Genomic DNA, 20,088 nt, shown 5'->3' with positions numbered 1-20,088 from the left:
AATTCCTCTGTAATCAAACTATTCCACGCGCAACAGCCCAATAAATGCCGCGATTAAACGTTTTACGCATTAAGCCCCCGAGCTTGGTAGGTGGGGCGACCTGTACATCATGTTTATAGTCGTACCACAGCAGCATGCCGGCTTCCAATCCCATTTGAGCGATTGCCTGTACTTTCCCATCATAGATAGCAGAGGTATAGCCACGACGAATTTCCGAAGCGATATTTTCCACAACAACAGGTGATTGGTTATGGCAAGTGCCACCGGCTTTACTAACGGGTAAATCAACGGTATCTCCCATCACATAGACATTATCGGCACCGTACATTTTCAAGGTTTCAAAGTCGGTAGGTAACCAACCTTCATTATTTTGTGCTTGTGACTTGCCTGAATTAATGACGGCATCTACCGCGCGAATAGGCGGCGTGGCCATTAAAATATCGAATTCTTGAGAATTACCTTCTTCCGAATAAGCTATTTTTGCTTCAGGATCGACTTTATCTAAAGTAAAACCGCGTTGATATTTAATGTTTTTACTATCGAAAATGGTAGGCAACACATCGCAGGTGGGTTTCTGTAAAAATAAGCAATTACGCAATAATTGAGACACGGTTGGATAGCTGTAAATAATCTCTACACGGTCTCGCACGCCGCGTTTACGCAAATATTCATCAAGCATTAACGTGGTTTCGATAGGGGCAATGCCGCATTGATGGGGTACGTTCGGGGTCTTGGGAAAATTGACAGTGATAAATATACGGCCCTCTTCGATGGTGCGTAATTTATGAGCGAGTTGTTGTGCCGCTTTAGTCTGATAAAAATGATCGCCTGCCTCTTTCAACCCTTCAATACGTTCCGGTGCTGGAATACAGCCGGTAGAAATAACCAGATACTCATAATCGTAGCGCTTGCCGCTTTCACAGAGGACACGATTTTGCTCAAATTCGAAACTTTCAACGCCATCGACATGAAAAATAATTTCCGGGCGTAATAACGAACGTTGTTTACGCACCAGTTCATGCGGATGATAGGCATTGAAAGCCACATACATATTGGCCGGCTTGTAAATATGGTTAGGGGAATTTGAGAGCATCATGATCTCAATTTCGCCTTTTAGGATTTCCGGATAAAATTTAGCGACTAAATTATTGGCGGTCATTGTGCCGCCAATCCCACCGCCAACGACGATAATGCGTTTTGTCGAGCTAGTCATAATAACTCCTTCAATTGTTTATTCAGTGAAGGGGCAACGTGTTAGGCGCATCAATAATGAATACCTTGCGCCATGTGCAAGAAGCCCCGTTTTTTTAGTCAGTCGACGCGTTTAAGCGCGCCGGAAGGGCATTGATTGATAACTTTAACGACTTCAGCATCAGTCGCTTTGTCCGGTTCGATCACAAATTGTCCGTCGACCACTTTGAATACTTCGGGCAGTGATTTGACACAGTTGCCGGAATGAGAGCATGTTTGTTTATCCCATTGTATTTTCATGATGCTTAGCCTCTGTTATTTTCAGCTGTTGTTGGGTTAATCATGGTTTTTACTTCGGCAATCGAATTGGCCGGAAACTCACCACGCTCCGCATGGGTTTTAATGCTTTGTTTATCGGGGGCAATGTAAATGCAATAGATTTTGTCGTCTGTCACATAACTTTCCACCCACTGAATTTGCGGCCCCATGTCGTTCAGAATACAGCAGGACTTTTGTGAAATTTGTTGCAGTTCTGCGGAGTTTAATTGGCCTGCATTAGGGATTTCTCGTTCAATAATATATTTAGGCATATTGTCTCCTATACTGTTATATGACCAGTCGTCTGAGATTGGTTGTTTAAAAAACGATATAAGCCATCATGGCCATATCGTTTGAAAGTTTGTTCGTTAAACACTCTTGTTAAATGCGTGATACTTAAGTTTGTGGTGGAATTTTCACGGCTAATTCGGCCGCTTTCCAGGCTGTAATACCGCCATTAATATTCCTGATATTTTTAAAGCCCATTTGTTGCATCACAGCCGCCGCCATGGCAGAGCGTCCCGAACTGGCACAAAGTAGTAGCCATTTTTTATCGCGATCCATTAATTCTTCACGACGACCTGCGTATTGGCGGTCTGCCGCCGCTTCCAGTATGCCACGTGGAATATTTAATGCGCCCTCAATAGTACCTGACATAAATTCGGCAGGTTCGCGCACATCCAATACCTGATAACCTTCATCCAATAGAGATTTAACATTTAATACCTCTATTTCGTGTATTTGTGATTTTGCTAGTTTAACAAAATCCATTAAGGTTTTTTCTTCGCTCATATCAAATCCCCATAGTTAATAGTTGACCGGTCGTCTTGCTGTTAGGCAAAAAAAAGATCTAAGCAACCGGCGTTTGTGTCGACTTACCTTGCTCCTAATCTAAATTGGACTTGGCAACAAAATAATCATTCAGTAAGGTATCGCAAAACTCTTGCAAAGGTTGCACGGATTGTTCAATTTTCATCCGTAACAACGCACCTTGCCAGTTATTTACCAACAAATTAGCCATAATTTCAGCGTTCCGATCAGTACGTACCGTGCCTTCTTTTTGTGCTTGCAGTAATGCTTTATGTTGCAGCACTTTGTAGCGTTCAACGGCAGATTTTAGCGCCTGATTGCACCGTTCACTGGTATCGCCAATTTCACCCATCAGGTTACCCAATAAGCATCCACCTTTGTATCCATTCTTTTCCACTGCAACAATAAGCTCCGCATAGTAGTTTTTTAAAGCAGAGAGCGGGTCAACCTGTGAATGTTGTAGGTGCTTCGTTAATAGCTGTATAAATGGCTCCATATAATGGGTAATGGCTTGAGCAGCAAATTCTTCTTTGCTATCAAAGTAGCTATAAAATGAACCCTTGGGCACCTGTACGGCATTTACAATTTCGTTAATACCGGTTGCATGATAGCCCTGGTTCATCAGCAGGTAAACACCCTGATCTAGTAATTTTGTGCGTTTGGAGAGTTTGCTGTTCATAGTGGGTATAAATATACGACCGGTCGTATATTTTGTCAATAATTTTTTCCCGACAAGGGTTAGTCGCAGAGGAAATTCAGTACTGATTAATGGTATATAAAGTATGTTTTACCAAACAGACGCTTAGAGTTACTTTACCCAGACGCCAAAGAAGCGCACAGCCTGACATCACGATAAGGTATAGCCTTAACTGGAACCTCCGCCCATGGCTTGGTACAGAGCCGCACTATCGACGAGGCGCTGTGCCTGAGCCGCGATCAAGTCGATTCTGGTTTGTTGCGCCGCTTGTTGTGCGATCAGTTGCTGAACGTAGCTGGCCGCACCCAGTGCATATTGTCTCTGCACGGATTGCAAAGAGCCCTGTGCCGCAGTATCGGCGGCAGCCAATGCCGCCAATGCCTGGGCATCGTTCTCCAGGGCGCGCAGGACATCGGCCACATTGCGTAGGGATTCGAGCACGACGCTTTGGTAATTAGCCGCAGCCGCATCGAACGCGGCCAATGCCGCTCGTTTTTCGGCGGGCAGTGCGGGATTAAAGAGCGGCTGGGTCAGTTGTCCAAGGACATTCCATATTGCCGAACCGGGGCCGAACAATGCGCCTGCAACCAAGGTTTGCGTAGCGAGATCGGCGCTGAGATTCAGTTGCGGATACAGCTTGGCGATTGCGCTGCCGTATTCCGCGTTGGCAGCGTGCAACAGCGCTTCTGCGCCCAGGATGTCGGGGCGGCGGCGCACCAGCTCAGAAGGTACGATTAAGGGTAAATCGGACGGCAAGGTGAATTCTTCCAGGGTGAAAGCGGGTAATCGCCCATCTCCCGGAGCACAACCGCTGAGTGCGGCCAACAGATGTTCATTCTGCTGACTCTGTTTGCGCAACACAGGAAGTCCGGCGCGAGTCTGTTCCACTTGGGTTTGCAGCGCTAATACCTCATCCGGTGCGCCCTGGCCAAGACGCACGCGTTCTTGGGTCAGGTACAATTGTTCCTCTTGAGCGCGAAGAATAGCCTCCGTAGATTGTATTTGTGCCGCAAGCCTGGCTTGGCTGATCGCAGCGGTAACGATATTGCCCGCCAAGGTTAGCTGCGCACCTTCCAATTCGTGACGACGATACTCGGTTTGCGCGGCTAAGGCCTCCAAGGCGCGGCGGTTACCGCCGGCAAGATCGAGTTGGTAATTGACGTTAACACCGGCGTTAAACAAACTGAATTCCCTCGCCTGGCCATCTTGCCCCAATACGATGGGATTAAAGCGTTGTCGTTGAGCGCTGAAACCGGCATCGACTTGAGGATACATCATCGCTCCCTCCTGCGCCGCATGGATTTCCTGCGCCTGACGTAACGTGGCTCGTGCAGAAGCCAGCGTTGGGCTGGCCTGAAAAGCCTGTTCTATCAGCGCGTCGAGTTTGGACGATCCCATATCACGCCACCACTGTGCGTTCACGTTGGCGCCGGTCCTAAAGTGTTGCGCCCCCCCAAAAGCCGTGGCCGCGGATGCCGTTTGAGTCGATAAAGGGGTTGCGGTGTAGGCTGGCGTATCGAGGGCGGCCGGTGGTTTGAAATCGGGCCCTACGGTACACCCCGCCATTAATCCGGCAAAAATGATGGCTGTATATGTCCGAACCGTCATGTGATCGGTCTTCGATCGATCAATACTGTGACGGTGTATTCTTTCAACGTTGCCCATAAAAATGTTCCACGAACGATTGACGGAAACTCTGATGGCAAGCCAGACAACTGCTTTGCAGATTCGCAAAGGCTGTGATCACGCCTTGCCCATCGTTCCGAGCGGCAACTTGTTCCAGCGCCCGCGCAGCTCGATGCGTTAATTCATCCTGACTTTCGAACGTGCCCATATCGGTGCCAATGAACATCAGGATACGCATCTTCTCGATAACAGGCGGCTCCGGATGCTCGGCGATCTGTGGTGCAACTTTGGCGACCAAAGCCCAATCTTCACGAGAAATGGCGTCAGTGATGGTCTGCATGTTCTTACCGATTTCCTGCATGATCCGGCGCAGTTCCAACGGCTTGGCTTCGGTATCTCCATCAGCCCAAGCATGCGAGTAGATGCCGGCTATAAATACGCTGGCTGCAATCGCTTTAAAAAGGTTTCTAACGAAGTTTTGGTATGTCATAAAGCGCCTTGAATTTAATGGTTTACTCACTCGAATCCTCGTCCTTCGCCGACTTCCTCATGGGCCACGCCGTCGCGGATATGGTAGATGCGTTTGAAGGTGGGAATAATTTTTTCGTCGTGGGTGACAACGATGATGGCGGTCTCGAACTGGCGTGCCATGTCGTTGAGGATACGGATAACTGCCATGGCCCGCTCACTGTCGAGCGGCGCGGTGGGCTCGTCGGCAAGAATCACAGGCGGGCGATTGACCAGCCCGCGGGCGATGGCCACGCGCTGCTGTTCGCCGCCGGAAAGCTGCGACGGCATGGCGCGAGCGCGGTGTTGTATATCCAACGCGGTGAGAAGCTCCAGAGCTTTCGCACGCGCTTTATTATTGGAAATGCCTGCCAACATCGGCAGCAGTGCTACATTGTCGGTCACATCGAGAAACGGAATCAGATAGGGCGCCTGGAATACAAAGCCGATTTTGTCGCGCCGCAAGGCGCGCAGGTCACGTACTTTCCAGTTGTTGTCAAAGATCACCTCATCACCCAGAACCATGCGGCCGGCAGTCGGATCGATCACCGCCCCCAGACACTTGAGCAGGGTGCTTTTGCCGGAACCGGACGGCCCGATAAGCCCTACCACTTCACCCGGGGCGACCTGCATGTCCACGCCTCTCAAGGCATGGACAGCGGTATCGCCCTCGCCGTAGCGTTTTTTTAAGCCTTCAATGTGAATGCCTTTGCCGCTCACCTTAGCCTCCTATGGCTTCGGCCGGATCGACCTTCAGCGCCATACGGATAGCAACAAGGCTGGCCAATGCGCAGATCGCCAGCACAGCAAAAAAACCTGCGACGGAGTCTAGCGGCATTAATAATACGTACTTAGGAAAAATCGGTACCCAGAAGGTGGCGGTGATTTTTCCCACCACAAAACCGATAACGCCAAGCGCGAGCGACTGCTGCATGATCATGCCGGCAATGGTGCGGTTCTTGGTGCCGATCAGTTTAAGCACCGCGATTTCCCGGATTTTTCCCAAGGTCAAGGTATAGATGATAAAGGCGACAATGGCCGCGCTGACGATGCTCAGAATCACCAAAAACAAGGCGATTTGCCTGGCCGATTTATCGATTACTTTGTCCATCAGAATCGATTCCATCTGGGCACGGGTATAAACCTGCAGGCGCGTCCAGCGGCGTATCGTTTCGGCTACATCCTCAGGGAGTGAGCCGGGTTTGAGCTTAACAAGTACCGCATTCACAGTGGTATTGGTACTTTGCGATGCGTTTACCACAGCAAGCAGATCGGGAATGCCAGGGCGATTGAAGTCCGTGTTCTCGGCATTGCGGCGGCGCTGCTGAACCAGCGCATCGTTGTCTTTCAGAAATTGCGCTTCTTGTGCGTCTTTGAGCGGGATGAAAACCATCGGATCACCGTTATAAGACACTGTGCGTTTGGATAATCCGACGACCGTGTAAAAATTACGGCGGATTCGGATACGCTCACCGAGCTGAAATCCGCTGGAAATATCGGCAATGGCTTCATAGTGACTACGGGTGATATGTCGCCCAGCGACGAGATACCGGGGCTGTCCTGGCGTACCCGACTTGCCTGCCGTGACACCAACCACCATGGCACTAACATCCTGCTCGCCGTGGCCTACCTGCATAATCAGATAGGTGACATTGGCTGCGTATTCTACGTCCGGCATATTCAGTAGACTGCGATACAGGTCGTCGTACAGACTGGACGATTCGGCATAAGGCCCCTGAGTGCCCTGTTGCACTACCCACAGGTCTGCGCCTGTATTGTCCAGCATCACCTGTGCATCGTCGACCATGCCTCGATAGATGCCTGCCATACTCAGCGTCACGCCGATCAATAAGCCCAATCCGACACCGGTGAACACGAACTTACCCCAGGAATGGAGAATGTCGCGGCCCGCCAAGCTGATCATCGTGCTGCACCGGGAATGTGTTCAACCACATGAATTCGGCTGCGTGTGGTCAGCGCCTTTTCGCTGTAAACCACTACCTGGTCGCCGTCCTTCAGTCCATCGCGTATTTGTACTTGGCCATCGAGATCAGCAACGCCTAGTTTAACGGGAGTAAAGTGCAGGTCGCCGTCCATAGCTTGCCAGACTCCCACTTGGCCATTCTCGCGATGGATGGCGGCAATGGGAATCACCGGGGCGGCTGGTAGCGCCGGCAAGTCGACTGTAACTTCGGCCAGTTCACCCAGCGGCGGCAATGGATCGGGAGGCAAATCGAAACTCACCTTGGCAAGCATTTCTTCGGTCACGGCATCTGCTTTGGGTTCCACCCGCAGTAAGCGGCCGGCCAGCACATGGCCACTGCGCGAGCGCAACACAATGCGGGCTGGCAGTCCAGTGGCAAGCCCTGTTGCACTGATCTGGTCGAAGCGTACGTTCAACCATAAACTTTCGGGATCGATCACTTCCACCACAGCTTGACCAGCAACGACAGTTGTACCGGGATCGGCATCGCGGGAGCTAACCAAACCGTCAGCCGGCGCGATCAAACGCAGGTTGCCCCGCTGCGTAATCAACGCCTCCCTGTCAGACCGGGCACGAGAGACGTCTTCATGGGCAACAGTAAGTACAGCATCTGCGATCTGCAATTCCTGTCGCTTGGTGGCGACTATTTCCTCGCTGGTTGAGCGTACCGCAAACAATTGTTCATATCGATGCAACTGGGCCTTCGCATACACTTGCCGAGTTTTCGCTTCGCGCAATGCCGCTTCGGCACGCTTGAATGCTGATTCCTGTGAGCGGACGCGATCATCGAGATCGACCGAATCCATCTCGCCTAACACTTGACCGCCCTTCACCCGATCGCCCACATGCACCTCCAGACGTTGCACGCGACCTGCAACCGTGGGACCTATTTTGTAGGTATAGCGCGCCTCCACCGTGCCGATACCGAATAGCGCCGGGGCAATTGACTTTGACTTTACCTCCGCGACCGTCACGGTTACCGGTGCCAACGGACCGGATCGTAAGGCGACGTAGACGAAAAGCACAAGCAGCGGCACAATAACGGCCAGCAGCGCCAAGGTGCGTTTTTGCAGAGGCATGCGATTCATTGCGCACTCCGGATGCCACGCTGATAAATTGCAAAGACGCGTGGCGCATCGTGACGGATACGCTCTACATTGCCGGCCAGCAGCGATTGCATGACCAGACCTTGGATCGTGCCGATGAACAGAGTGGCCGCGGCTTCGGTATCGAGTGCGGCGGACAGCTCGCCGCAGGCCTTGCCTTCCTCAATCAGTCGGTGCAGGCGTTCTCCATAACGCTGGATCAGGGTTTGCACTATGCGCTTGGGCGCCGTTTGCTCGGCACGTTGCAATTCTCCAAACATCATTCGAGGAACCCCTGGATGCTCAGCCACGAACTCGACGTGGCTCATGAATATCGCCTGCATCGCGGCTAGAGGCGATTCAATACCTTGTGCGGCACAATCAATCCGGGCCAGGAGGCGTTCCGCCACCCATTCCATGACTGCCTGCCAAATGGCATCCTTGGTCGGAAAATGACGAAACAACGCGCCCTGGGTCAGGTTCATATGTTTAGCGATAGCCGCAGTTGTGATTTCGCTGGGGTTTTGCGAACCCGCCAATTCAACCACCGCCTCGACTGTTACGGCCCGTCGTTCATCCGCAGGAAGATGTTTTACATGGGTATTCACGATTGCACCTAATAAGATAGTAATTAATTACTATCTTAGTGTAATAAACAAATTATGCAAGCGGAAAATTATTTTGTGGGAGATTACGATGGTTCAGTTGTTGATCGAAGCGTACGCATTTTTCTAAAGAAAAATGTGCGCTCCAGCAATGACGATTACCCCTTTTCGGCATAACACATCAATATATGTTTGGACTAACTAGGTGCTAACACGCGGTCTTATCAACTTGATGCATTAATTGCTTTTACAACGCTTAAACTCTTACCATAAAAGCTTAGCGTACTATTTTTTCCGAATTCTGCGGCCGTCCCTTATGAGTCGTTCGACAGGTCTCGAAGTTTGGCGGTCGCTCAGATGGCGGCTTTATGGAAGTGCCGTGCGACAGCAATTCGACGTTGAGTAAGGTCACCAATGATTGCTTTCTGGCCATCAAGTTCGCAGAATCTGGATTTGGCTGACTGGCAGCTACGGAGAAACGCGACCGGCAAGAATGGGTCGGTCCGAGCCCTCTATTCATTAACGTCAGTAATATTACAAAACCTTTTCGATTAATGTTCACAAGAATGAAAAGTTGCGGGAATTAGTGGTCTCGATATAACCCCGAAGGCTTGATTCCGGCAATTCGCTTGCTAAACTCAAAAGGCCAACCTACCTCGACATCGATCTTCAAACCGGCCGCTCTGTAATCTGGGCGGAAATTACGATCTGCTACCGGTACAGTATCATAAGTATCGGGTTTAAAATTGAAACCGGTTGTCCCAATTGATCCTTCTTTTTCTAAACACAACTTTTTTTCGGAAATTTGCCATGCGAATAGTAAAAAAACAATTAAAACCTCGTCGCTTCGTGTTGCTAATCGGATGCCTTATTACCGCGATGCCGGTAATTGCGGCGACAGATTTTGAAGCTCGAGAAAATCTTGCAAAAGCCCGAGTAAAACATTTGCAAAAGGATAACGATCATGCGCTCCATGAAAATCATGTCGATGAAAGTCAAATTTTTCGCGGAGTATTTTACGGTTATCTCCCGTGCAGTGATTGCAATGGCATCAAGGTCACGTTGTCTTTAAAACAAAAAATAATTATTTGATGGTAACTCAGCCGGCAAGGGAGTCCTCAAGGGAGTATTATGAAAAAGGGAAATATAGCTGGAATGAGGATAGTCAAACCGTTGTATTAACGCCACTTAAAGGTGGGGGAAACATACGGCGGTATTTTATAGAGAATGATGGAGCTTTGGTTCAATTAGATGACGATGGCACAAGGTTGGATAATAAATCGGATCGTTATGTTTTGCGAAGAAGTGATAAGGTAAAGTCTCGAGAAGTGCATATACATTAACCTAGACTCGTCAGTTTGACCATGAACCACATGTAGTCTTTCAATGGCTTGCTCTAAAATTTTGAATAACCTTTTAGGGGAGCAAAAAGGATGTGCATAGGCTAATAAGCTATTGAATTAAAATTTTATTCTTCATAGTGAAATGATTTTTCTGGGAATAAGGAACGTGCAAAACACTTTTTTATTACTCAAAATTGGGGCGCGTTTTGAAAGAAAACATTCAGCAGATGCTCGATGATATTGAAGCCGAAGTGCGCTTGACGCGGCATTATATTGGTAAGAATGCCTTGGATGAGCGGGTTATCGATGCGATGCGCGAAGTCCCGAGGCATTTGTTCGTGCCCGAGGAGTCTCGGCATTACGCCTATGCCAACGGTCCGGTACCGATCGGTTTGGGGCAGACGATATCGCAGCCGTATATTGTCGCGCTGATGACCGATTTATTGGCTCCCAAGCCGGATGACACGATATTGGAAATCGGTACGGGCTCCGGCTATCAAGCGGCGATTTTATCCCGGCTGGTCAAACAGGTCTATACGGTTGAAATCGTCGAAACCCTGGCCGATAAAGCGAGGGAAAGGCTTGTAGACTACGATTATCAAAATATAGAAGTCCGTAACGGCGACGGATATCTCGGGTGGCCGGAACACGCCCCCTATGACGGCATCGTCGTTACCGCAGCCGCGCCGCATATTCCTCAGCCTTTGATCGATCAATTACGGAATGGCTCGCGCTTGGTGATTCCCGTCGGTCTTCCCTTTTGCTATCAGGAATTGCTGGTTATAGAGAAAGACTCGCAAGGCAACTTCGATTCGCGGACGGTATTGGGGGTCAGTTTTGTACCCTTTACCGGTAAACATATGGAATCGGCTCATCATCAGTCGAGTCCGTAAGGAATATGCACAAATTTACTTCTACAAGTTTTAGGCATTGTGGTGGTTCGGCGACTCGCTTGACAGGACGCCGTGAATACATCCATGTAGGCTCGACGGCGGCTATCCCCGCCGCCAACGCCTGTCAATCGAGTCACCGAACCCCTTTCAGCATTTGTCGAAGTTATTTCATGCTCGTTCCTAAGCGATGAGTCAAATCGATTTTTTTCCAATACGACTCAAGCAAGGCGATGCGTTGCTGGTGGTCGACATTCAGAACGATTTTTTGCCGGGCGGAGCGCTGGCGGTTGCCGGCGGCGATAAAATCGTTCCGGTCGTCAATGCTTATATCGAGCGATTCATGAGCAGTCACTTACCGGTTTTTGCGACACGCGACTGGCATCCTAGCCATCATCGTTCATTCGCCGATCAAGGCGGTCCTTGGCCGATTCATTGCGTCGCCGGTTCGAAAGGCGCCGAGTTTGCTCCCGGTTTAGTACTCCCGGAGACTGTCCCCATTGTGTCCAAAGGCGATACGAACGAGGCGGAAGGCTATTCGGCCTTTGAAAATCCGGAACTCGAGCGCCGACTGAATAACGCTTCGATACAGCGTTTGTTTGTGTGCGGCATTGCGACCGATTATTGCGTGTTGCAGACGGTACGCGATGCGCTTAAACTCGGCTATAGGGTGTTTTTGTTACAAGATGCGCTAGCGGCCGCGAACGTTCACCCACAAGACGGTTTAGAGTCCGAACGCATGATGGCGGACGAAGGGGCGCATCTTATTACATTGGACGAATTAGCATGATTGCTCGCAATGCTTTATTGACCGACCTTTATCAATTGACGATGCTTCAGGGCTATTATCGGCATGCGATGACAGAGACTGCAGTATTCGAGTTTTTTGTGCGTAAGTTACCGGAAAGTCGAAATTTTCTGGTTGCGGCGGGGTTGGAGCAAGTCCTCGATTTTCTTGAAAATCTGCGTTTTAGCCAGGCCGAAATCGATTGGCTTAGCACAACCGGTTATTTTAAGACGGATTTTCTGGATTACCTGGCCGAGATGACATTTACAGGGAGTGTCGACGCGATGCCGGAAGGCACCGTGTTTTTTCCGAATGAACCGATTCTGAGAATTATCGCGCCGTTTCCTGAAGCGCAATTGGTAGAGAGCCGTGTAATCAATTTGTTGCATTTTCAAACGCTGATTGCATCGAAGGCCGCGCGTTCGGTTTTGATGGCTGGAGACAAGCTATTGGTCGATTTCGGTTTTCGGCGCGCGCATGGCGCCGAGGCCGGCGTTTTGGCGGCAAGAGCGAGTTATTTGGCCGGTTTTAGCGGGACGGCAACGGTTTGCGCCGGTCGGCAGTTCGGCATACCTATTTACGGTACGATGGCGCATTCGTTTGTGCAGGCTCACGACGATGAAAGCGATGCCTTTCTACGCTTTGCCGAAGCCAATCCCGATAATGTCGTATTATTGATCGATACCTACGATACCGAGGCAGGCGCGAAAAAAGTCGTGGCTCTCGCGCCCAAATTACAAGCGGCCGGCATAAGGATCAAAGGCGTGCGCTTAGATAGCGGCGATCTTGCCGAGCATGCGCATAACGTCAGAAAAATACTCGATGAAGGCGGTTTGCGAAAAGTCACGATTTTTGCGAGCGGCGGCATCGACGAATATCAACTCGAAGCTTTTCGTTCGCGGCAAGCGCCGATCGACGGATACGGCATCGGCACGTATCTGGATACCTCGGCGGATGCACCTTACATGGATTGTGCGTATAAATTGCAGGAATATGCCGGCGTGCCGAGACGCAAACGCTCGGAAGGCAAGGCTACCTGGCCGGGGCGAAAACAAGTGTATCGCCGCTTCGATCTTGACGGAATCATGATCGGCGATACAATCGCTGTAGATGATGAAATTTTCGACGGTAAACCGTTATTGCAGCCAGTAATGCAAAACGGTCGTCAGATTACCGGAATGCAGCGGTCGCTTGAGCGTATTCGCCTCGAAACGCAAGATCAACTGCATACGCTGCCCGGCAAATTGAAGTTATTGACGCGCGAAGAAAATTATCCGGTCGTTATTTCAGATGCTCTCAAGCATCTTGCGCAACGTGTCGACGAAGGTTATTCATAAGGGTTATTTTTAACAATGAGCTCGCATGTTCAATCGCCTAATCCGCAAGGCAAAGGATTGCTTCCTGTGCTTGATGCTTTGTATACCCTTACCAGAGGCCTTAATGTCCCGGCCAAGCCTTTAAACCGGATTGCCGATGAGCTATTTACCTCGTTATTCGTGTTGAGTAGCGCCATTAAATTCAAACCGGTGCTTGGTCAATGTTATTGGCTTTATCGTAAGCCGGACGGCTACCGCTTATCATTGATCGCGCCGGAGCAATGGCCGGAGACACAATCAGGCCTTTATGTCGGTCAATGCGAATTACAAAACGACCTGACTTGGTCGCTTGAGCTATCGGAGGCGTGTCTCGGTAATTCGGTGTTGATGATCGAAATAGCAAGGCAACGCGAAGATTTCGACCGACACTTGCAAGTATTTGACCGCATCGAAGAGGCTTTGCCCACTTATAGCGAAACCTTGCCCTTTTATGCTCGGGTATTGGCTTCGGGTTTGGCCTGTTCGCTCGGGCAATCAATGTATAAACGTGGGATCAACGGCTTAAGTTACAGTCAAATACAACGGTGCGAGATAGCAAATCTTTAGGTATTTAAAGGTGTTTCTGGAAGGGTTGATAATGAATCAATTTCAACAGTTCATTAATTGTTTTCGTTGTTTGGAGGGTATTGCAGGGCGGAGAGGTTAAAGCCAAGGCCGCGTAGGCTTTGTTTTTTTTTTTCGCGACCTCGGCAAGGAATGGAGTCGAGTTTCATAAGCGGTAATGGTCAGGCCGGTTCAATTAACAACGGAAATTAGCACTTAACCTGTCATAGGTTAAGGACGGCAATAGGGCGTTGTCTATTACATCGATTATCTCTTCGCAGCCGATGATTTCATTGTCGTTTTCGAGAATATGATGGGCTAGTCGATTGATGGCATACCAATGGCTAGGGTCTTCGATAAATCGGAATGCGGCCAAAAAAAGCTCGTTTAATTTTTTGCTACGTTTATCTTGAGTTGCTATTAAAGCTTCCAGATATTCGTCAACTTTTTCGAGATCGGAAGTGCCGCCATAATATCTAAGAGCTTCAACATTGACTAGGCGAGGATTGAATGTTTCATTATCACGTTCCGCGACATATTTCGCTTCAGCCAGTGGGCCGGCCAACAGGTTGATGATATCGGCTTCATAAGCTAGCTGATAGGCGTGGCTTTCGTGATCGGAAAAATAGCCGCTGCTTTCGATTACCGAGAGAGGCAGGCTGTGAATCAGATTTCCACCTTCGACGGTAGCAACCCAATTGTAATGCGGTAGCTTTTTTAGACGGTCTGCTACGGGTGTGGAGGCGCACAAGCCTCCAAATGTTATTTGGAAGTAAACGGGCGGTAGATTCTTTTGTCGGTTACACAAGTAAATCGCCGAGGCATGACCGGCTTCATGAAATGCAGTTTGTTGGACAAGTTGTCGGTGTTTTAAGGGTATCGGTTCGTCTATTTGGTAGTTTCGTTTCATGGTAATCCCCGAGTGGAAAGAATGCGATAACACTATCGCATAATTGAGGAGTATCTTGAATAAGCTGAGGCGTTAAGAAGCGTATTTCAAGAGCCGGAGTCATTGTATTAGTACTAAGGTACTATTTGAATGTGTCATATTGCCGCGCGACAATATGTCGCAGTTTTTGGCAAGGCTTTTGCTGAGTTTTATTGGTTTGTCTAGCGTTTAGTCTAACTATCGTTCTCTGTTGTGCAATATTTTATGATGTTCGTCTGTCTACAGACATTGTAAATAAAGGAAGTTCACATAGCGAAGTATTGCAACAGCGTTGCTCTAGATCATTTGTTGACTACAAATGATTAAGTGAAAGGATTATGGCATTTCACGCAAAATGAGGCAAATGCCCTAGTTTTTCAACTCGGCGGACTGCTTTTTGCTTGGGTTTCGGCACTCAATAATTCCCTGAAACAACGATCCTTGAAGCAGGTTATGTTACTCGCATGATTGGGCGACGGCGCCGAATCCGACTAGCAAAGGTTATACTTCGCACGGCCACATTTGCGGCTTTCTGACGCGCTCTTTTGTCCGGTAGCTGCGTTACCTACATGGATGTAGGTAAGGGGCGTGAGCAGGAGCGGTAGCTTTGCGAAAACAGTTACATAGCTTGCTATGCGCCTGTTTTCGCGCCTTGCTACCGAACAAAATAGCATTGCCATAAAATCCCCAAACATGGCCGCGCGAAGTATATATGCGGCAATTAATCGGATACAATTTGAATTGCCGTGCTCTAGCCTGTCTAAGATTAAAGTAAAAACTTCCCAAAGATCTATAAATCTCAAGTATCTATATCTATCGATGCGGTCAATTCAAATGAGCAAGTGTACCTTTGCGGGTTTATTTTCGCTAAACCCTAGTCGATATCAGTGACCGACTCTTTGTCTGCCTTTCATCCGGTCGTGGCCGACTGGTTTATCGAGCGTTTCGGACAGCCGTCGGAAGCCCAGGTTCGTGCCTGGCCGGCGATTCAAAGCGGGGCGTCGACATTAATCGCCGCGCCGACAGGTTCGGGTAAAACCTTGGCCGCTTTTTTGGCCGTGATCGATCAATTGGTCAAGCAGGGCATTGAAGCGCCGTTGCCCGATGAAACGCGAATTTTATATATATCGCCGCTCAAGGCCTTATCGAACGACATTCATAAAAACCTGGAAGACCCGTTGACCGGTATCGGCATGGCGCTGCTCGAAGCGGCTTTGCCTGATATCGTGATTCGCGCCCAGGTCCGCACCGGCGATACGCCGCAAGCCGAACGCGCGGCAATGAAACGTTTCCCGCCTCATATCCTGGTCACGACTCCGGAATCGTTATATTTGTTGCTGACTTCGGAATCTGGCCGCGAGATGCTGAAATCGGTGCGTAGCGTCATCGTCGACGAGATACATGCCTTGGCTGGCAACAAACGCGGCGCACATCTCATGCTGTCACTGGAAAGGTTGACGCAGTTGACCGAAACAGAACCGGTCCGCATCGGTTTATCGGCAACGCAAAAACCCCTCGATGGTATCGCCCATTATTTAATAGGCAACCGTGCCGAGCCTTGTATGATTATCGATACTGGTCATGTCCGTCGCCGCGATCTCCAAATCGAAGTATCCGGCTCGCCGCTCGAAGCGGTCATGGCCGGCGAAGTGTGGACCGAAATCTACGACCGTCTCGAACAATTGATCGTCGAACACAGCACCACGCTGATTTTCGTCAACACGCGGCGCCAGGCGGAACGAGTAGCAGCCGCGCTAGCCGAGCGGCTCGGCGAAGAAGCCGTCACCTCGCATCACGGCAGTCTCGCGAAAGAGCATCGCCTGAATGCCGAACAGCGTTTGAAACAAGGCCTGTTGAAAGCACTGGTCGCAACCGCCTCGCTTGAACTCGGTATCGATATTGGCGATGTTGACCTGGTTTGCCAGTTGGGCTCGCCGCATTCGATATCGGCGTTTCTGCAGCGGGTCGGCCGTTCGGGTCACCGATTGGGGGCTACGCCGAAAGGCCGATTGTTTCCGTTGTCGCGGGACGATTTGCTCGAATGCAGCGCTTTACTCTATGCGGTCGGACAGGATTTACTCGATACGATACTGATCCCTAGGCATCCCTTGGACGTGCTGGCCCAACAAATCGTCGCCGAAGTCGCTTGCCGCGAATGGCGCGAAACCGAACTGTATCAGGCTTTTTGCAGGGCCTGGCCGTACCGGGAATTGACCGAAACGGAATTCAAAGCCGTCGTCAAAATGCTCGCCGACGGATTTCATACTCGACGCGGCCGGCGGGGCGCCTATCTTCACAGGGATGCCGTACACGGCATGCTACGGCCCCGCAAAGGCGCGCGTTTGACCGCGTTGCTGAACGGCGGGGCGATACCGGATCTGTTCGATTACGACGTTATATTGCAGCCGGAAGGCCTTTTCGTCGGAACACTCAACGAAGACTTTGCGTTCGAAAGCCTCCCCGGCGATATTTTTCAACTCGGCAACAATTCCTACCGATTGCTCAAGGTCGAGCAGGGCAGGGTTCATGTCGAGGACGCGCACGGTCAGCCTCCGAATATTCCGTTTTGGTTCGGCGAAGCGCCGGGGCGAAGTAACGAATTATCCGAAGCGGTCTCAAGATTATCCGCAATGATCGACAGTCTGCTCGAACAAGGCGAGGGCGCGGCCTATCGTTATCTGATCGATTTAGCCTTGCCGCATGTCGCCGCCGAGCAGTTATCACAATATTTAGCGGCTGCGAAGGCTGCCTTGACGGTGTTACCGACACTCGAAACGATCGTGTTCGAACGCTTCTTCGACGAAACGCAAGACATGCATTTCGTGATTCATTCGCCTTTCGGCTCGAGGATCAACCGGGCTTGGGGTCTGGCGCTTCGCAAACGCTTCTGCCGCAAGTTTAATTTCGAATTACAAGCTGCCGCGGGTGAAGACAATATCGTTTTATCGCTCGGGCCGACGCACAGCTTTCCGCTTACGGAACCGGCCGGCTATTTGAAAGCTTCGACCGTAAAAGACGTATTGATTCAGGCCTTGTTGGCCGCGCCGATGTTCCCGACCCGTTGGCGCTGGGTGACCAATACCGCACTCGCGGTACCGCGTAATCGGGCCGGCAAAAGGGTGCCTGCACAATTTCAACGCAACAATGCCGAGGATTTGATCGCGGTGATTTTCCCCGATCAATTGGCCTGTTTCGAAAACATCGCCGGAGACCGCGAAATTCCGGATCACCCTCTGGTCAATCAAGCCTTGTGGGATTGTTTGCACGAATTGATGGACATCGACGGGCTCGAAGCCCTGTTGGACGGCATAGAAAGCGGGCGGATCAAGATTGTAGCGAGGGATTTGAGCGCGCCGTCGCCGATGGCGCAGGAAATTTTGAACGCTCGGCCTTACGCCTTTTTGGACGACGCGCCGGCCGAGGAAAGAAGGACCTTGGCGATTCAACAACGCCGCTTTGCTAACCCCGAAGAAGCCGCCGAAATCGGCAGGCTCGATCCGGCCGCGATCGCGCGCGTCCGGCTTGAAGCCTGGCCCGAAGCAAACACCGCCGACGAATTGCACGATGCGATGGTCGTGTTGAGTTTTATCGATGAAAAAGAATGCACGCGCGAACAATACCCTTTGTTCGAGCAACTGCAGCAGGCCGGACGAGCGGCATTACTGGTGCTGCCAAACGGAAACCGCATTCTAACCGCTGCCGAACGCTTGCATGAATTGCAGTTGCTATTTCCCGGAATAGCGGTGCAGCCGCCGATTGACGCCGTGGACGCCGATCCCCAATTGACGAAGGATGCCGCGTTGCAAAACATCTTGCGTAGCCGATTAGAAGGTTTGGGCCCTGTTACGTCCCGGAATTTGGCAGCTTCCTTGAACCTTCCGGAAGCACGAGTCGAACAAGCGCTTGCCGTATTGGAACAGCAAGGTTTTGCGATACAAGGCCGGTTCAGTCCCGATACCGCGCAGACCGAATGGTGCGAGCGAGGACTGTTGGCTCGGGTTCATCGCTACACGCTCAAACAATTACGCAACGAGATACAGCCGGTCGCGCAAGCCGACTTCATGCGTTTTTTGTTTCACTGGCACGGCCTGGACGAACCGCGAGAGGGCGAAGCCGCCTTGGAAAAAGTCTTGCAGCAATTGGAAGGCTGCAATTTGCCCGCCGCCGCATGGGAAGGCGATGTACTGCCGAAACGCTTGAAACCCTATTTTGCATCGCAATTGGATACTTGCTGCAGCTCCGGACGTTTCGTTTGGCTGCGACTGAAATTTAAAAGCGCCGCCAAAACGCCGAGGCCGGCCGGTAAAAGCACATCGATCGCGCTGCTCCCGAGAGCTCATCTTTCCTTTTGGCGCGTCTATGCGCCCTTGCCGGATCATGGCGCGATCGAGCTATCGAGCGGCGCGCAAAAAGTCCACGCGGTTTTGAAAAATTGGGGCGCCAGTTTTTTTCAGGAAATCAGCGATGAAACCGGTTTGTTGAATGCGCAACTATTTGAGGCGCTTGGCGAATTGGTCGCCGCTGGATTGATTACCGCAGACAGCTTTCAAGGCCTTCGAACCTTGATTCAAAGTAGCGCGATTCGGCAGCGCCGCAGCCGACGTTATTCCGCCCACGATACCTCGGCGACAGCCGGCAGGTGGTCTTTATTGCGGCCGGTGCAAGCCGGCGCGGATGCTTACGAGCCGGTCGAGCATATTGCGCGCGTTTTATTGAACCGCTACGGCGTGGTCTTCCGCAAATTACTCGATAACGAAGAAGGCATTCCTTCTTGGCGCGATTTGCTCTATGTCTATCGGCGACTGGAAGCGAGCGGCGAAGTGCGCGGCGGCCGCTTCGTGCAGGGTTTGGCCGGCGAGCACTTCGCTTTGCCGCAAGCCGTCTCGATGCTCCGCGATAGCCGAAAACAAGTGAAAACCGGCGAATTGATAGCGATTAGTACCGTCGATCCGCTCAATCTAACCGGCATTATCGGTAGCGGCGATCGGGTCGGTCCGCAGGCGGCCAATCGTTTGCTTTACCGAGACGGCGTATTGCTGGCGTCGTCGAAAAAAAACGACGTGGTTTTTGTCGAGACGGTTGAACCCGAGCAAGAATGGCAGTATAAAACAGCCTTACTGCGAAAATAAAAGATAGAACGAAAATTCAGAGTAAGTGTCTCTTTGGCTTCAGGCCCTTTTTTGCCTGTGTCCAGTCGATATTTATCTATATCTTTCGCACTTCAAATTTCGGCAGTGCCGGAGGAGGCCTCGGGGGGCTCGATAAAGGCTTTGCCAGCATGGAGCTGGCATAGAGCCTACATGGACGTATTTACCCAGCACCTAAATTCCATAGCCCATTGGACATGGTTAATTGTCTTGGATAATTTAGGTGCTGGGTTTACGGCGTCCTTTAACGG

General features: G+C 50.7%; 17 protein-coding genes and 1 pseudogene. 6 read left to right on the top strand and 12 right to left on the bottom strand.

Annotated features, from left to right (window positions below):
- Window positions 1-13 precede the first annotated feature (13 nt).
- The 11 genes from ACRJJO_RS08980 to ACRJJO_RS08930 form a co-directional block, all read right to left on the bottom strand.
- On the bottom strand, window positions 14-1,213 hold the full coding sequence (locus ACRJJO_RS08980) for an NAD(P)/FAD-dependent oxidoreductase (RefSeq protein ID WP_431065454.1): 1,200 nt from the start codon (window positions 1,211-1,213) through the stop codon (window positions 14-16).
- Between the two features lie 98 nt (window positions 1,214-1,311).
- Entirely contained in the window at window positions 1,312-1,491 is a 180-nt protein-coding gene (locus ACRJJO_RS08975) for a (4Fe-4S)-binding protein (RefSeq protein ID WP_014146859.1), read from the bottom strand.
- A gap of 5 nt (window positions 1,492-1,496) precedes the next feature.
- Complete coding sequence (locus ACRJJO_RS08970) at window positions 1,497-1,781, bottom strand: DUF4242 domain-containing protein (RefSeq protein ID WP_125218785.1); 285 nt, start codon at window positions 1,779-1,781, stop codon at window positions 1,497-1,499.
- Window positions 1,782-1,905: 124 nt separating this feature from the next.
- Window positions 1,906-2,301 (bottom strand): rhodanese-like domain-containing protein, encoded by a 396-nt coding sequence (locus ACRJJO_RS08965; protein WP_125218784.1) that lies wholly within the window; start codon window positions 2,299-2,301, stop codon window positions 1,906-1,908.
- Between the two features lie 94 nt (window positions 2,302-2,395).
- Window positions 2,396-2,998 (bottom strand): TetR/AcrR family transcriptional regulator, encoded by a 603-nt coding sequence (locus tag ACRJJO_RS08960; protein ID WP_125218783.1) that lies wholly within the window; start codon window positions 2,996-2,998, stop codon window positions 2,396-2,398.
- A gap of 186 nt (window positions 2,999-3,184) precedes the next feature.
- Entirely contained in the window at window positions 3,185-4,624 is a 1,440-nt protein-coding gene (locus tag ACRJJO_RS08955; RefSeq protein ID WP_431065453.1) for an efflux transporter outer membrane subunit, read from the bottom strand.
- Between the two features lie 43 nt (window positions 4,625-4,667).
- Window positions 4,668-5,132 carry a cytochrome c gene (locus tag ACRJJO_RS08950; protein WP_431065452.1) on the bottom strand — a complete coding sequence of 155 codons (465 nt, stop codon included), beginning with the start codon at window positions 5,130-5,132 and terminating at the stop codon, window positions 4,668-4,670.
- 26 nt (window positions 5,133-5,158) lie between these two features.
- Window positions 5,159-5,869 carry an ABC transporter ATP-binding protein gene (locus ACRJJO_RS08945; protein WP_431065451.1) on the bottom strand — a complete coding sequence of 237 codons (711 nt, stop codon included), beginning with the start codon at window positions 5,867-5,869 and terminating at the stop codon, window positions 5,159-5,161.
- 1 nt (window position 5,870) lies between these two features.
- Complete coding sequence (locus tag ACRJJO_RS08940) at window positions 5,871-7,073, bottom strand: ABC transporter permease (protein WP_431065450.1); 1,203 nt, start codon at window positions 7,071-7,073, stop codon at window positions 5,871-5,873.
- Complete coding sequence (locus tag ACRJJO_RS08935; protein WP_431065449.1) at window positions 7,070-8,221, bottom strand: efflux RND transporter periplasmic adaptor subunit; 1,152 nt, start codon at window positions 8,219-8,221, stop codon at window positions 7,070-7,072. The genes ACRJJO_RS08940 and ACRJJO_RS08935 overlap by 4 nt, the downstream gene beginning before the upstream one ends.
- On the bottom strand, window positions 8,218-8,826 hold the full coding sequence (locus tag ACRJJO_RS08930; RefSeq protein WP_431065448.1) for a TetR/AcrR family transcriptional regulator: 609 nt from the start codon (window positions 8,824-8,826) through the stop codon (window positions 8,218-8,220). Before ACRJJO_RS08930 ends, ACRJJO_RS08935 begins: the two co-directional genes overlap by 4 nt.
- An 807-nt stretch (window positions 8,827-9,633) precedes the next feature.
- Between ACRJJO_RS08930 and ACRJJO_RS08925 the strand changes: the two are divergent.
- The 5 genes and pseudogenes from ACRJJO_RS08925 to ACRJJO_RS08905 all read left to right on the top strand — a co-directional run bounded on the left by ACRJJO_RS08925 (window position 9,634) and on the right by ACRJJO_RS08905 (window position 13,765).
- A pseudogene (locus ACRJJO_RS08925) lies at window positions 9,634-10,166 on the top strand (copper resistance protein NlpE).
- Between the two features lie 206 nt (window positions 10,167-10,372).
- Window positions 10,373-11,059 carry a protein-L-isoaspartate(D-aspartate) O-methyltransferase gene (locus tag ACRJJO_RS08920; RefSeq protein ID WP_431065447.1) on the top strand — a complete coding sequence of 229 codons (687 nt, stop codon included), beginning with the start codon at window positions 10,373-10,375 and terminating at the stop codon, window positions 11,057-11,059.
- Between the two features lie 187 nt (window positions 11,060-11,246).
- Entirely contained in the window at window positions 11,247-11,846 is a 600-nt protein-coding gene (locus ACRJJO_RS08915) for an isochorismatase family protein (RefSeq protein ID WP_431065446.1), read from the top strand.
- Window positions 11,843-13,180 carry a nicotinate phosphoribosyltransferase gene (locus tag ACRJJO_RS08910; RefSeq protein WP_431065445.1) on the top strand — a complete coding sequence of 446 codons (1,338 nt, stop codon included), beginning with the start codon at window positions 11,843-11,845 and terminating at the stop codon, window positions 13,178-13,180. Before ACRJJO_RS08915 ends, ACRJJO_RS08910 begins: the two co-directional genes overlap by 4 nt.
- 15 nt (window positions 13,181-13,195) lie before the next feature.
- Window positions 13,196-13,765 (top strand): DUF2452 domain-containing protein, encoded by a 570-nt coding sequence (locus tag ACRJJO_RS08905; RefSeq protein WP_431065444.1) that lies wholly within the window; start codon window positions 13,196-13,198, stop codon window positions 13,763-13,765.
- A 193-nt stretch (window positions 13,766-13,958) separates the two neighbouring features.
- Here ACRJJO_RS08905 and ACRJJO_RS08900 read toward each other — a convergent pair whose 3' ends face one another.
- Entirely contained in the window at window positions 13,959-14,672 is a 714-nt protein-coding gene (locus tag ACRJJO_RS08900) for a hypothetical protein (protein ID WP_431065443.1), read from the bottom strand.
- 905 nt (window positions 14,673-15,577) lie between these two features.
- On the opposite strand from ACRJJO_RS08900, the gene ACRJJO_RS08895 reads away from it, so the two are divergent.
- A complete protein-coding gene (locus ACRJJO_RS08895) occupies window positions 15,578-19,819 on the top strand; it encodes a DEAD/DEAH box helicase (RefSeq protein WP_431065442.1) in 4,242 nt (1,413 codons plus the stop codon).
- The last annotated feature ends 269 nt before the right edge of the window (window positions 19,820-20,088 follow it).

It is taken from the genome of Methylotuvimicrobium sp., from assembly GCF_050611805.1.
Classification (GTDB): domain Bacteria; phylum Pseudomonadota; class Gammaproteobacteria; order Methylococcales; family Methylomonadaceae; genus Methylotuvimicrobium.
Note: the sequence above shows the minus strand (reverse complement) of the source record. Positions and strands in the feature narration are given on the sequence as shown.